This window comes from Acinetobacter sp. EKM10A (assembly GCF_011075215.1).
GTDB lineage: Bacteria > Pseudomonadota > Gammaproteobacteria > Pseudomonadales > Moraxellaceae > Acinetobacter > Acinetobacter baumannii.
The window spans coordinates 197,508-211,981 of the sequence record NZ_JAALLK010000001.1; the positions used below are offsets into that span (position 1 = coordinate 197,508).

At 39.5% G+C, this 14,474-nt stretch carries 14 protein-coding genes; 7 read left to right on the forward strand and 7 right to left on the reverse strand.

The annotated features are described in order from the left end of the window. Positions 1–6: 6 nt before the first annotated feature. The 6 genes from mnmA to G9371_RS00940 form a co-directional block, all read right to left on the reverse strand. Positions 7–1,140, reverse strand: coding sequence for a tRNA 2-thiouridine(34) synthase MnmA (gene mnmA, locus G9371_RS00915; protein WP_001187605.1), 1,134 nt, complete (start codon positions 1,138–1,140; stop codon positions 7–9). Positions 1,141–1,144: 4 nt separating this feature from the next. After that, positions 1,145–1,633, reverse strand: coding sequence for an NUDIX hydrolase (locus tag G9371_RS00920; protein ID WP_000741964.1), 489 nt, complete (start codon positions 1,631–1,633; stop codon positions 1,145–1,147). A gap of 119 nt (positions 1,634–1,752) precedes the next feature. Then, positions 1,753–2,298 carry a gamma carbonic anhydrase family protein gene (locus G9371_RS00925; protein WP_001107199.1) on the reverse strand — a complete coding sequence of 182 codons (546 nt, stop codon included), beginning with the start codon at positions 2,296–2,298 and terminating at the stop codon, positions 1,753–1,755. Between the two features lie 99 nt (positions 2,299–2,397). Further along, positions 2,398–3,546, reverse strand: a complete 1,149-nt coding sequence (dacC, locus tag G9371_RS00930; RefSeq protein WP_000197255.1) for a D-alanyl-D-alanine carboxypeptidase PBP5/6 — start codon at positions 3,544–3,546, stop codon at positions 2,398–2,400. A gap of 126 nt (positions 3,547–3,672) precedes the next feature. Next, the gene (locus tag G9371_RS00935; RefSeq protein ID WP_000480886.1) at positions 3,673–4,095 is read right to left on the reverse strand and encodes an MCR_0457 family protein; all 423 of its coding nucleotides are present in this window, start codon (positions 4,093–4,095) and stop codon (positions 3,673–3,675) included. A gap of 147 nt (positions 4,096–4,242) precedes the next feature. Then, a complete protein-coding gene (locus G9371_RS00940; protein WP_000846419.1) occupies positions 4,243–4,614 on the reverse strand; it encodes an MCR_0457 family protein in 372 nt (123 codons plus the stop codon). A gap of 102 nt (positions 4,615–4,716) precedes the next feature. On the opposite strand from G9371_RS00940, the gene surE reads away from it, so the two are divergent. The 3 genes from surE to G9371_RS00955 all read left to right on the forward strand — a co-directional run bounded on the left by surE (position 4,717) and on the right by G9371_RS00955 (position 7,460). Further along, entirely contained in the window at positions 4,717–5,484 is a 768-nt protein-coding gene (surE, locus tag G9371_RS00945; protein ID WP_001023216.1) for a 5'/3'-nucleotidase SurE, read from the forward strand. A 114-nt stretch (positions 5,485–5,598) separates the two neighbouring features. Continuing rightward, a complete protein-coding gene (locus G9371_RS00950; protein WP_000550750.1) occupies positions 5,599–6,429 on the forward strand; it encodes a peptidoglycan DD-metalloendopeptidase family protein in 831 nt (276 codons plus the stop codon). Between the two features lie 101 nt (positions 6,430–6,530). Continuing rightward, positions 6,531–7,460 (forward strand): LysR family transcriptional regulator, encoded by a 930-nt coding sequence (locus G9371_RS00955; RefSeq protein ID WP_029424571.1) that lies wholly within the window; start codon positions 6,531–6,533, stop codon positions 7,458–7,460. 57 nt (positions 7,461–7,517) lie between these two features. Here the strand turns inward: G9371_RS00955 and G9371_RS00960 are convergent, their stop codons facing one another. Continuing rightward, positions 7,518–10,136, reverse strand: coding sequence for a Lon protease family protein (locus G9371_RS00960; RefSeq protein ID WP_000192279.1), 2,619 nt, complete (start codon positions 10,134–10,136; stop codon positions 7,518–7,520). Positions 10,137–10,302: 166 nt separating this feature from the next. Between G9371_RS00960 and G9371_RS00965 the strand changes: the two genes are divergently transcribed. From G9371_RS00965 to rpmE, 4 genes are all read left to right on the forward strand, one after another. Next, the gene (locus tag G9371_RS00965; RefSeq protein WP_029424570.1) at positions 10,303–12,492 is read left to right on the forward strand and encodes an AmpG family muropeptide MFS transporter; all 2,190 of its coding nucleotides are present in this window, start codon (positions 10,303–10,305) and stop codon (positions 12,490–12,492) included. A 2-nt stretch (positions 12,493–12,494) separates the two neighbouring features. Next, positions 12,495–12,896 (forward strand): lactoylglutathione lyase, encoded by a 402-nt coding sequence (gene gloA, locus G9371_RS00970; RefSeq protein ID WP_001242511.1) that lies wholly within the window; start codon positions 12,495–12,497, stop codon positions 12,894–12,896. Positions 12,897–13,029: 133 nt separating this feature from the next. Beyond that, the gene (locus tag G9371_RS00975) at positions 13,030–14,001 is read left to right on the forward strand and encodes a bile acid:sodium symporter family protein (protein ID WP_001984712.1); all 972 of its coding nucleotides are present in this window, start codon (positions 13,030–13,032) and stop codon (positions 13,999–14,001) included. Positions 14,002–14,194: 193 nt separating this feature from the next. Beyond that, a complete protein-coding gene (rpmE, locus tag G9371_RS00980) occupies positions 14,195–14,419 on the forward strand; it encodes a 50S ribosomal protein L31 (protein ID WP_001200845.1) in 225 nt (74 codons plus the stop codon). The last annotated feature ends 55 nt before the right edge of the window (positions 14,420–14,474 follow it).

The window sequence follows — 14,474 nt, forward strand, 5'->3', positions numbered from 1 at the left end:
ATTCCCTTAAATAAAATTTGGTGTAGGGGCGTTTGTATGGTGAATAACACCCCCGCCTAGGCAAACTTCATCCGAATAAAATACAACACTTTGGCCTGGTGTAACTGCACGTTGAGGTTCATCAAACTCAACACGAACACCATGCTCACTATTTTCATCAATAAACACTGTACAAGCTTGATCAGGCTGGCGATAGCGTGTTTTAGCGGTGCAACGTAATCCTTCAGCCGGAATATTTTGCTCGCCTGCTACCCAGTCAATGGACTCACTCCAAAGCTGTGTACTTTGCATAAGTGGGTGATCATGTCCTTGGCCGACCACTAAACGGTTATTGGCAACATCTTTATGAAGTACAAACCATGCACCTTCTGATGCACCTTTCATACCGCCTAGACCAATACCGCCACGTTGACCGAGCGTATAGTACATCAGACCGTGATGTTCACCAACTTCTTTGCCGTTATCAAGTACAATTTTACCTGGTTGAGCGGGTAAATATTGTTTAAGGAAGTCATTAAAGCGACGTTCACCGATAAAACATATACCAGTTGAATCTTTTTTCTTCGCAGTTGCTAAGTCCAGTTCTTCAGCAATTCTACGAACTTCCGGTTTTTCAATTTCCCCTACCGGGAAGAGCGTTTTGTTAATTTCACGGCCATGCACTGCATGTAAGAAATAAGTTTGGTCTTTATTGTTATCTAAACCACGTAATAAAGGCGCATATGCCTCACCTTTAGAGTTATAAGCAGTTTCAGCACGACGAGCATAGTGACCTGTTGCAATAAAATCTGCACCTAAGGTCATGGCATGATCTAAAAATGCGCGAAACTTAATTTCTTTATTGCATAAGATATCTGGATTTGGAGTGCGACCGGCTGCATATTCAGCCAAGAAGTGTTCGAATACGCGGTCCCAATATTCCATAGCAAAGTTTGCAGTATGAAGTTTAATACCGATTTTATCTGCGACTGCTTGAGCATCGGCTAAATCTTCCATTGCCGTACAGTATTCCGTGCCGTCATCTTCCTCCCAGTTTTTCATGAAAAGGCCTTCAACTTGATAACCCTGTTGAAGTAAGAGCGCCGCAGAAACAGAGGAATCTACGCCACCAGACATACCGACGATGACACGTTGTTGCATAGGACTAGGCATCCAAATGAGAAGTTAATGAGGGAGAGAAAGGGTGCTCATAAATAAGAGCTAAAGGATAATGTTGTCCTTTCATGGCGTCTTCAATGGCTTTAATGACAAGAGGGCTACGTGCACGGGCAGATTCTTTAAGTTCATCTAGAGTCATCCAGACAGCAGAAACAATACCTGTATCAAGTTTTGGGTCGCTTTCGACGTGGGTCACATGCGCTAAAAAGCAGAAGCGATAATAAGTACGGTCCGGAAACATAGGGGGGGTATAAGTATAAATACCAAGTAGGGCATCTATATCTATATGATGTCCTGTTTCTTCAAGCGTTTCACGGATCGCTGCTTCTGTTAGTGTTTCACCACATTCCACATGACCAGCAGGTTGATTAAACACTGTGTGTACAAAACCTTCGCTATGTTCTTCGACAAAAAGATAGCGTCCATCTTTTTCAACGACTGTAGCGACAGTGACATGAGGAGTCCATGCGGCCATAAAAAAGCACCATGAATTTAAAAGTCGTATGATACGAAATTTAGGGGTTTTTGGCTACGGTCATCTTACAAACCATAGAGCATGCTAAGAACTCTATCGTTTGAAAAACTCGATTTGTTTTAATTTATTTGATTATCTTTATGGTTATTTTGCACTTTTACATAATGTCTTGCTGAGTAAGGTAAAAATGCCAATTCTTTTTCGGTTAGAGGACGTACTTGTTGTACAGGGCTTCCAACATAAAGATAACCACTTTTTAAAACTTTACGAGGCGGAACTAAGCTTCCCGCACCAATCATCACATCATCTTCAATAACAACATCATCTAAAATAACCGTATTGATTCCGACTAGTACGCGGTTACCAATAGTACAGCCATGTAAAGTCACATGATGGCCTACTGTCACATCTTCACCAATAATAAGAGGTGAACCATTAGGTTTTGCATCATTTTTATGGCTGACATGTAGCATACAGTGGTCTTGTACATTACTGTTTTTGCCAATTTGAATACTATTTACATCTCCGCGAATGACTGCAAAAGGCCACACCGAAACATTTTCGGCCAATTTAACATCACCTACAACCACGGACATTTCATCAATGTAACAGCTTGGATCAATTTGTGGGTGATGGTCTAAATAAGGGCGGATATTTTTTGCCATGAGAAGTATCAATAGAAAATTTAGTAAAAGTATAAAATAAAAAAGCACTCACGCTAATAGCATGAGTGCTTAATTCAACTATTCTAAAATTATTTAAATTTAGAATAAGTTGCTGAAGAATTGTTTGATATGGTCAATTAAACGTGCGAAGAAACCAGCTTCTTCAACAGGTTTTAAAGCAACCAATGGTTTTTCAGCAATAACTTTACCATCTAAACTAGCAACAAGCTTACCAACGACTTGACCTTTTTGAAGTGGTGCATTTAGGTTCGGTTGAACAACCAATTGAGTTTTAATGCCGTCCGCTTTGCCTTTAGGCATAGTCACATTAAAGTTTTCAGCTAAACCAACCTGAACTTCATTTTCTTTACCAAACCAAACTTTAGCTTTTGCAAGAACTTGGTTTGCAGGTTGTACATTTGCAGTTTCAAAGTTTGCAAAACCCCATGCCAATAGTGCACGAGTTTGGTCAGCACGTTCAGACATGCTTGGTGTACCAAAAATAACTGAGATTAAACGCATTGGACCGCGTTTACTTGAAGTCGTTAAGCAGTAACCAGCTTCATCAGTATGGCCTGTTTTTAAGCCATCAACACTTGGGTCAGTGTAAAGTAAAGCATTACGGTTACCTTGTTTGATACCGTTAAATGTGAATTCTTTTTCAGAATAAATCGGGTAGTATTTTGAGCTGTCTTTAATAATATGTTGTGCTAAAACAGCCATATCTTTTGCAGTTGAGTAATGACCTTCAGCTGGCATACCTGTTGAGTTAATAAACTGGGTATTGGTCATTCCGATACGTTTTGCTTCCTGGTTCATCATGTGAGCAAAAGTACCTTCATTCCCAGCAATATGTTCAGCCATTGCTTTTGATGCATCATTACCTGACTGAATAATAATACCGCGAAGCATTTCTAAAACAGTTGCTGTACCATTTAATGGAACATACATACATGATTCAGAACTACTGCCTTTACACCAAGCAGATTCGTTCATACGAACCTGTTCATTTTCGGTAAGCTCACCTTTTAATAATTTTTGTTCAATGATGTAGCTTGTCATCATTTTAGTCATAGAAGCAGGAGCAAGCTTTTCATTTTCATTTTTAGAAGCGAGAATTTGTCCTGTCTCGTAATCCATTAATACATAAGACTTATTATTTAATTCTGGCGGAGCTGATAAGACAGTTGCTGCATAAGAAAAACTTGGTAAGAGGAGGAGTGCAGCAATAGCGCTTTTTCGAGTCATTCTAGGTAATTCCAATATCTTGTATGAAGCAGAAGAGCCTAGCATTTTAGGATAAAGCAAAGCCGACTTCTATGGGGGAAGTCGGCTTTTTCAAACAGTATTGTAACTAGAGAGTTTTTAACTAATTTAGTTTTGCGATTGATAAGCTTTCACGTCTTGGCAAACTAACGTATTTTGTTCGTTACCAGCAGCTTTTGCATCATTACGTGCTTCTTTTAAGACTTTCTTGAAGCTCTTGTCTTTACTACGTTTTTCTAAAGCTGCAACTGGATCGGCTTCATTTGGCAAATAGTCTTTTACAAGACGCTCATAACCTTGAGCAAATTCGGCATCTTTTTTACCAATTAAACTTGGGCAAATTTCAGAAAGTACTTGAATTGCTGCTAATTCTTCCGGTGTAGTACCTTTGGTCGGTGTAACTTCAACAACATTTTCATTTTCAGTTTTCTTTTCAGCTGTTTTTTTCTTGTCAGCAGCATAACCCACTGTTGCCATTGTCATGAGTAAAACAACAGAAAGTGATTGAACTAAGCTTTTTTTCATAAACATGGATAACCTGAAACAAAAATTTGAAATATGCCGATAGCTTAAACAATTTAAACGCTAAAAAAATGGAAAAAATGTATTGTTATGTAGGTTTTCTGCTTTATCTCAACAGAAAACCCCAAAGATAAGCGTACTGATTGAGCTAAGCTCTTAATCTTTGTAATTTACCACTTCCTCACAAAGTTCATGTTGTTCGTGATGATCCATTTCTTTGGCAGCCTGACGTGCTTCACTTAACAGGGTTTTATATTCTGAATCATTTTGCAGCGCAGAGAAGGTAATTGATTTATTGGAATAACCACTCAGGTACATGGCAATAATCTTTTGAGTATTGGTTTCAAGTTTTTTATTTGCGCCAACAAAATTAGGGCAAATTTCTTGTAAGACTTGAGTCGAGGCAATGTCATCTTTAATTAAGCTGTCAGCTTCTTGTGTTGAGATACCCTCATCAGCAAAAACCGCTTGAGTACACAATGTGATACTGATCCCCAATACTTGAAAAAAAGGAGCGAAAGTTTTCATTTTTTCACAATTTTATAATGCTATGGAGGCATAAATATATATAATTCAACAAATAATTCAATTGAGAAAACCTCTGGGTTTATTTGTCGAGAAAGATTTTTTGTGAATATTTTAATTGCCAATGATGACGGTGTATTTGCACCAGGTATACAAGCTTTAGCTGACGCGTTAAAACCACTAGGCCGTGTTGTGGTGGTTGCTCCAGAAAGTGAAAGAAGCGGGTTTTCGAGTGCCTTAACTTTAGATCGTCCTTTACGTCCTATTCAAATTGCTGAAGATGTATGGGCTGTTAATGGCACACCAGCCGATTGTGTTTATTTATCCATGAATGGATTATTTGACTTCGAATTTGATTTGGTTGTTAGTGGAATCAATAGTGGCGCAAATTTAGGCGATGATGTTTTATATTCGGGAACTGTTGGCGCCGCCTTTGAAGGTCGTTTAATGAAACAACCGGCAATTGCGGTTTCTTTGGCTGGGCCTGATGTACGTTCATACGACCATAAAGATGATTATGCGCAAGCTGCCAAATGGGTACATGACTTTATTGCAAAAGGTCTACCTGCACTGCCACCGCGACATATTTTTAATATTAATATTCCAGATGTACCTCAGCTTAAAGGTACACAAATTACTTACCAAGGCCGCCGTGCCCAATCTAAACCTATCACCAGCCATGTAGACCCTAGAGGAAGACAGGTTTACTGGATTGGTCTTGCGGGTGAGGCGGTAACTGATCCACAGCGTATTGCTAGTCAAATACAATCTGATTTTTTTGCGGTCGCGAATGGTTTTGTGAGCGTGACGCCAATTCAGATGGATGCAACAAACTATGCGGTTTTAGAAGATTTGCAGGCCAGTTTGGGGTAATAAACTGAGCCGAATGTTATAACTTTGTGAATAAAGAAAAAGAGGAACATGTTTCCTCTTACTTTTTTGGTACTCTTAGCCGAAATGATTTGTAGCATTTAGTGAGGGAGATCGATGCATTTAACTGGGCAACAAAGCAGATTGCATATTCAAAGAGACAAAATAATGAAAATTATGATGTTGTCTGTAGCTGTAGGTTTTACTGTTGCAATGGCAGGATGTGCTTCTAAACCACAAATTAATAATAGTTCTCGCTATGCAATGGCTCCTAACTATTACACGGTCCGTTCAGGTGATACTTTAAGTGGTATTGCAATGCGTTATGGTCTGGACTATCTCAGTATTGCAGAGATGAATGGTATTGCACCGCCATATCGTATTTATGTTAATCAATCATTACGATTGAAGAAATCTTCTTCACCAAGAACCGTGTCGACACAAGTCATGGCGCAACCGGAACCAATTAAGCGTCAAACAATTGCTTTACCGACAACTACTGCACCAACCACAACCACTCCACCGCCAGCAACTGTTGCGCCATCAACCAATACAACAGTGGGAGCATCTATTCCAAGCTCAAGCTTACGTTGGGTGAAACCAAATAACGGTCCGGTTATTCAAGGCTTTAATTTGGCGAATAATGTCAAAGGAATCCGTTACGGTGGTAACCAAGGTGACCCGATTTATGCGGCGGCTGATGGTCAAGTTGTATACGCAGCCGATGGTCTGAAAGAATATGGTAACTTGGTTTTAATTAAACATATTGATGGTTACATCAGTGCGTATGCCCACAATAGCAAGATGATGGTGAAGAGTGGTGACAATGTAACCGCAGGCCAAAAGATTGCTGAAATGGGGTCTTCAGGGGCATCTCGCGTTATGCTTGAGTTCCAAATTCGCCTTGACGGTAAACCGATCAACCCTGCAAATCTTTTACCAAATTAGCTAATGCATTAAATATAGGTTTCCTCGTATAATACAATTGGTTGCTTTCATTACAACAATAAGCATTTTTTATAAATTTAGAATTAGATTTGAGGAAACCTATGTTAGATCAGCTTCGTGCGATGGGTGTTTTTGCTTGTGTGGTTGAAAAAAGTTCATTTAGTGGTGCGGCACGTGAATTAGGCATTACAACAAGTGCTGTAAGTCAGCAAATCCGTTCTCTTGAAAATGAAATGGATGTAATTTTATTACATCGTTCTACGCGAAAACTTAGTTTGACTGAGGCAGGGCAGGCTTTTTTCTCAAGTTGCCAAGAAATGTTGGCAGCAGCAGAAAGAGGCAAAATCAGAATCAATGAATTGCGAGATGATTTGATTGGTGACTTGCGTATTGCAACTACCCCTGATTTAGCGGTTCAGCACATTATTCCTGCTTTATCTCACTGGATGTCTGCCCATCGTGGTCTATCTGTTCATTTTGAAGTGGGGCATCGATATATCGATTTAATCGAAGAGCGAATTGATATTGCTGTGCGCATGAGTTCTGCAGCGGTAGAAGAGAGCGACTCTGTTATTCCTATGGCTTTTGTCGATCAGATTTTGGTAGCTTCTCCCAGCTATCTCAATCAAACAAGCCCGATCTTGCATCCAAATGATTTAAACAACCATGAGTTGCTTTCTATCAATGCAATGAATGATTCACGTAGTTTTAATTTTCAGCACGCTAAAACTGGTGAAAAGTTAAATATCGAGATGGCAAGCCGCTTGCAAAGTAATAATTTACAAGTGGCTAAAGCGCTATGCCAGCAAGGGCATGGAATTGCCAGAATTTTATATTTAGATGCTCAAAAAGAATTAAAGAATGGTTCTTTAATTGAAATCCTTCCAGATTGGAAACTCCCAGCTTTCACTTTATATGCAGAGATTGCAAAACACGATCAACAGCCAATGAAAATTCAACGTTGTGTCGAAGCGCTTAAGCAATACTTCAGCCAGTTGGCTGGCGGAAGAGCAATGCAGATTGTTCGTTAACTTTTATCTCATTCATAAAAAAGGGCTTGTTATTACAAGCCCTTTTTTATGTCAGTGTTATTTTTGCTTTAGCGTAGCAACTTCCTCTTGAGTTTCTTGAGGAAGATCATCGGCTGTGAGCTCTTCATGCTTTTTAATTTTTTTCTTATTTTTCTTTTTCTTCTTCGGCTCCTCTTCAACTTCTGCGCCATCTTCGATCGCTTGCCAGTACTCAAGTTGTTCCATTACAGCGGCATAAATAGAATGCTTACTGTATTTGCCTTTTTTGTCGAGGGTACCAACAGGGCGAGCCATTAAAATCTCAAGTGCTTGATCAATTGTATCAATTGCATGGATATGGAATTGACCCATTCGCACCGCATCAATCACATCTTGACGTAGCATCAAGTGTTGCATGTTTTGGCGTGGAATAATGACACCCTGTTTGCCAGTTAAACCTTGTAGCTTACACGCATCATAGAAGCCTTCAATTTTTGCATTTACACCACCAATTGGTTGAACTTGACCTAACTGGTTCATAGAACCGGTAATTGCCCATGACTGATCAATTGGTAACTGACTAATTGCAGAGATTAATGCAGAAAGCTCGGCAACGGTTGCACTGTCGCCGTCCACTTGGCCGTAGCTCTGTTCAAAAGCCAGAGCAGCAGAAAAATGTAAAATCTGTTCACGGCCAAAGTGAGCTTTTAAGAAGCTAGACATGAGTAACACGCCTTTGGCATGCAATGAACCGCCTAGTTCTACACTACGTTCAATATCAAGAATATCGCCACCGCCTTGATAAACCGAGGCAGTTAAGCGTGAAGGTAAACCAAACTCAACATCTGCATAGTGAATGACAGAGAGGGCATTAATTTGACCTAAACGATGGCCAGAAGTTTCGATTAACTGGGTTCCACGCGATAAATCTTGCCAGTAAAGTTCTCTTAAATAGCCTAAGCGATATTGTCGGTGTTGTAGGGCAAGGTTAATGTGCTGGTCGGTTACCATCTTATCATTGGCTTTAAATGCATGATGATGTGCTTCACGAATAAGATCACCCAACGTTGAAGCATGTAACGACAATGAGCTTTGGTCTTCGGCCTGACGGCTTGAGTCAGTCAGTAATGCCGCTAGAGCACTGCGGTCAAATGGAAGTAGTTTATCTGCTTGTACATAGTCTGCAATCAGCTGCATATAAGCTTGTTCATTTTCGTCATTACGTTGTAATGTATCGGTAAAATCTGCGCGAATTTTAAATACGCTACCAAGCTCTGGTTCTACTTCTAAAATTTCATAATAAATCTCAGGCTCTGCCATCAGTACCACTTTAATATCAAGTGGAATAGCAGCAGGCTCTATCGAGATACTGCCGGTTAAAGTCAACATATGTTCAAGAGAAGAGAGCTTGAGTTGGCCTGATTTTAAGGCACGCTTTAAACCTTGCCATGCATAAGGCTGTTCGAGTAATTGCTCGGCCTCAAGCATTAAAAAACCACCATTGGCTTGATGTAGGGCACCGGGGCGAATAAGAGTGAAATCTGTAGTAATTGTGCCGTTGTGGGTGAGTTGTTCTACATGACCCAGCAAGTTGTAGTGCGTTGGGAAATCTTCAAAAATAACTGGCGCACCACTGTTTGGTTTATTTGAGACAATCACATTTGCTTGATAACGTGCTGGTACGCGATTGAACATAGCAGGAGCAAAGTCATCTTCTTCTTGTTCTAAAATTAACTCAACATTATCAATGATATCTTGAGCATACTGTTTTAAATAATCTTCAAGGCCTTTCACTTGACCATATTTATTTAAAATTAAGTCCATGCGCGGCATAACTACTTGAGTGGCGATGTCTCGATTTAAAACAGAAACTTTGTCGCGTGCATCATCTTCTAAGTCGCCCAAATGCAAACCAAGACGCTCAAGCTTTTTATCCATATAGCGAATATTGGCTGCAATCTCAGCACGCTGTTTACTATTTAAAGCGTCAATTTCTGTTTGAGTCAGTTCTTGAACCTGATTATCTTTTAACTGTACAGGTACAAAGCCATGTTTCTCATTTCGAGAAATCAATTTTAGATCAAGTTCTTCGCCTTCTTTTGTTAATTCGACAAGCGCCTGTTGCTGTTCATCACCAGTTTCCTGACGGATTCGCTCGATACGGTTATGATAAGTCTCTGCACTAAAACGGCGTTCAAGCTGCTTTAAAATAATTTGCCAAGTTTGATGAAGAGTTTGTTGAAACTTGATTCCTTGTCCAGCAGGGAAGCGTAGCGCAATGGGCTGACGAGCCTGTTTAAAGTTATAAACATATACCCAATCATCTGGAGTAGGCATTGTTTTGGCATGTTGTTGTAGTAAACGCTTAATCATGGTGCGTTTACCTAAGCCTGCTGTTCCTACCGCAAAAATGTTATAACCAGAGTAGGGTAAGGAAATACCGGCTTCTACCGAAGCTTTGGCGCGGTCTTGCCCTAAAAAGTTGTTGAGCGGCTTGATGCGTTTTGTTGAGGCTGGAATATTTTCAAAATTTGGAATATGCGTAAGTTGTTCGGGTTTTAACGCTGTTTTATCTAAAGTCATTTTAATATCAGGTTGCTCAAAAGCTGAAGGAAATGCATTTATTGTGACGTTTGTGGTGTTTGTTTTAGCGAGTGATAAAGTTGAAGATGTCACTTGATCAAGTTTTTGTGTCACTGTTGATATCCAGCAAAAGAAAACGAAGGTTGAAGATTAAAGGTATACAGGTTTAGCATAAAATATCAAGCAAACTTGCCGTTTTTATCATCAAAACAAAACTTGATTGCATAAAGAATCTTGAAAGCAATTGTAAGAAGCGATTGAATAGGCGCATTTATAATTTATGGAAAATAAAAAACGAATGACCACACAAACCTCTGGTTGGGTCTCGGCGTTTAAAGCATTTTTAGACCGTCGTGCATTAATTATGCTATTTCTGGGTTTTTCTGCCGGAATACCTATTTTATTGATTTTCTCTAGTCTCTCTTTATGGCTAGGTGAAGCAGGGATTGATAAAAGTGCCGTCACTTTTTTCAGTTGGGCGGCTTTAGGATATTCCTTTAAATTTGTTTGGGCTCCCTTAATTGATGAGTTACCTGTACCAGTTTTGACTAAAGTTTTAGGCCGAAGACGTGCATGGTTGCTTATTGCGCAGTGTTTAATCGTACTTGCGATATGTACAATGGCTTTTGCCGACCCTGCTTTAGGTCACAGTTACCTTGTTCAAATGGCAGCAGGCGCAGTTTTACTTGGCTTCTCGGCTGCAACGCAAGATATTGTGATTGATGCTTATCGTATTGAGCTGGCTGAAACTGAAATGCAGACAGTGTTGGCATCAACTTATAATGCGGGTTACCGGATCGGTATGATTGTAGCTGGTGCTGGTGCATTATTCTTAGCGGCGCATTTGGGGACCGCAAAAGGAAATTATATTTACGAGGCTTGGAAGACGACCTATTTAACGATGGCAGCAGTCATGTTGGTCGGTATTATTACAACTTTACTCGTTCGTGAACCTAAAGTTGATCGTATATATAAAAACTATAAATCAAGTGATTATTACCGTCTGGTTTTAGTATTTTTTATTGCAGTTATTTCATTTGTATTAACCTATATTTACTCAGGCCAAGTTACCGAAGCAATTTCAAAAGCTGGCAATATTCAAGATAGTGCTGCTTTATTTGGTTTAGAAGCTTTAAGGTTCTTAACGGCGACAGGCGTTGCCATTCTAGCTGGTTATCTATTGGTTAAAATAGGTGTGGTGAACCAGCAAATGGCTAAGGAAACTTGGATTGCCCCAATTCTGGATTTCTTTAAACGTTATGGCGTCAAACTTGCGTTAGTGCTTTTATTCTTGATTGGTTTCTTCCGTATTTCAGACATTATTGCTGGTGTGATCTCAAATGTCTTTTATCAAGATTTGAACTTTAGCAAAGAACAAATTGCCGAAGCTGTAAAAGTTTATGGTGTTATCTTTAGCTTGGTTGGTGGTTTCTTAGGTGGCTTATTAGCTCAACGTATGAACATCATGAAACTGATGTTCGTTGGTGCTGTATTGGCAAGCTCTACTAATCTCATTTTCATTGGCTTAGTAAAATCTGGAAAACCGCTTGATATGGTGGATGTCCAAATTGGGAATAACCATTATAAAGTGAAGCCAGATGAAGTGGGGTATTGGAAGCTCAAAGTGCCAAGCTCAAGTTTTAATGGCACCCAACAAATTGATGTCAAAGCTGGTTATGCTTTGCAAGATCAACAAGCCGAGACTATCGTTCGGGCTCAACCTCTAGTGACAACTCACTCTGAGAGTGTTCCTTTACAAATTTTACCTTTAATGGGAAGTGATCAGATATCGGCTAACTCTTCCGAAGGCAGTGTCGTGATTCGTGGGCAGTATTTTGGTAAAGCCTTATCACCTACTCAAAAGATTGTGGTGAATCTTGATGGACAAAATTTTGATGCAAAAATGACAGATCAAAAGGGCGTGTTTAACGCAGCAATTGATATGCAAAAATTATTGTCATCACCAAGTAAGCAACTTACTGCTTCAATTGTCGATGGAAATCAAAAAATATTATCGATTACTCACCACTATGAAGTCGCTTCAAATTCTGTACCAAAACCTGAATTAGATGTGAATATCGATCCTTTACCGTACATTGATACTCAATCAGGTCAAGAAGTTGAGATTAGTGGTAAAGTCATTAAACCTTATAGCTCACTATGGCTTTATTTTGCCATTGTCGTTGATAACATGGCTTCAGGCTTAGCCGGTGCGGCATTTATTGCGTTCCTTTCAAGTTTGACCAGTGTGTCATTTACTGCTGTTCAATATGCGATCTTTAGCTCACTTATGACCCTTACCCCAAAACTTTTAGGTGGATATTCGGGTACCATAGTGAGTAATATTGGATACCCAAACTTCTTTTTGATGACCACAATGATCGGGATTCCAATCTTAATTTTAGTTGTTTGGGTTGGGAAACTGCTTAAAGATCATCAAACACATGACATAGAAAAGGCAGGTGAATAAACATGCGAATGCTTCATACAATGTTGCGAGTAGGCAATTTAGAACAATCTTTAAAGTTCTATACCGAAGTATTAGGGATGAAGTTACTTCGTAAGCGTGATTATGAAGAAGGTCGCTTTACACTGGCATTTGTTGGTTATGGCGATGAAGAAAATAATACCGTGCTTGAACTTACTCATAACTGGGATACCTCAAGTTATGATTTAGGAAATGGCTATGGTCACATTGCGATTGGTGTTGAAGATGCTTATAAAGCATGTGAAGAAATCAAAGCACGTGGCGGTAAAGTCGTTCGTGAAGCTGGCCCAATGAAGGGTGGTGTAACGGTGATTGCATTTGTTGAAGATCCGGATGGCTACAAAGTCGAGCTTATTCAACAAGACGCAAATGCTAGAAATAATTAAATAAATGACTCAGGCGCTTTAAGATTTAGGTCTTAAAAGTCTAGCTTTATTTTTATAGCCCAGTATGATGAAGGCTTGACCAAATGGTCAATTTATCAACTGGGCTTTTCTTTATCTAAAATAATCATAGGATGTGAACATGCTGAAGTTCTTGGCACTTGATCGATTTACAATTTTGTTGGTTGGCATGGTACTACTAGCAACTTTTTTTCCAGTCAGTGGTCAAGCTGCGCAGTATTTCAATACATTAACTACAGTCGCGATTGCTATTTTATTTTTCTTGCATGGTGCCAAGCTGTCTCGTGAGGCAGTCATTGAAGGTATTTTGCATTGGAAAATGCACTTACTGGTATTTGCAATTACGTTCTTTATTTTTCCTGCTATTGGTTTATTGGCTAAACCTATTCTTTTACCTCTATTAGGGCAGCAGCTCTATTGGGGTTTTTTGTTTATGTGTTTCTTGCCATCTACTGTTCAGTCTTCTATTGCATTTACTTCAGTTGCAAAAGGGAATGTGGCAGGGGCGGTATGTAGCGCATCTTTCTCAAACTTGGTAGGTATGTTTATTACGCCGGTTTTAGTCAGTTTCTTTATTTTAGGACAAAGTCAGCACGGATTTGATCCTACATCTTCAATTATACAAATTACTTTGTTGCTATTAGTGCCTTTTGTTTTAGGGCAATTACTTCGTCCCTATGTTTTTCCATATATGGCAAAAGTACCAAGTATTGTAAAAGCATTTGACCAAGGTTCAATTTTGATGGTGGTCTATGGCGCATTTAGTGGGGCTGTGGTTGCGGGGCTTTGGCATCAGGTGAGTTGGAAAACCTTACTGCTTTTGACCATTGCTTGTTCTGTTTTACTCACCATTATTATGCTGCTTGCACTTTATTTACCGCGCGCTTTTGGTTTTAACCGAGCTGATCAAATTACAGTGTTTTTTTGTGGTTCAAAAAAGACCTTGGCCAGTGGTGTACCTATGGCACAAATCTTATTTATTGGCCAACCTTTAGGTATGATTGTTTTACCAATTATGATCTTTCACCAAATACAGTTAATGGTCTGTGGGGTGATTGCAAATTACTTGGCTAAATCCCAAGATTAATTCGCAAAAAAAAATTATATGGCGTATAATACTGCCCACTTGTTGTGCTTAGCTCTAACCCTTGAGGTTTCGGTGGGCCAAAAGAATGGTCTGTTGTGGTGTTGATCTGCTTGTAAAAGCTTTCCTCAATTTAATTGAGAGTGATCAATTGCGATGACAGCTTAAGCCTTTCTTCAATTAGGAGTAATCGACGATGCGCGCCGATATTCACCCAAAATATGAAAAATTAGTTGCAACTTGTTCTTGCGGTAACGTAATCGAAACTCGTTCTGCTTTAGGTAAAGAAACTATTTACCTTGACGTATGTTCAGCTTGCCACCCTTTCTACACTGGTAAACAAAAGAATGTAGACACTGGTGGTCGTATCGACAAATTCAAACAACGTTTTGCTGGTATGTCTCGCTCTATCAAGCGTTAATACTTCAAAACGAAACAAAAAACGGGCTTATGCCCGTTTTTTGTTTTTAATATAC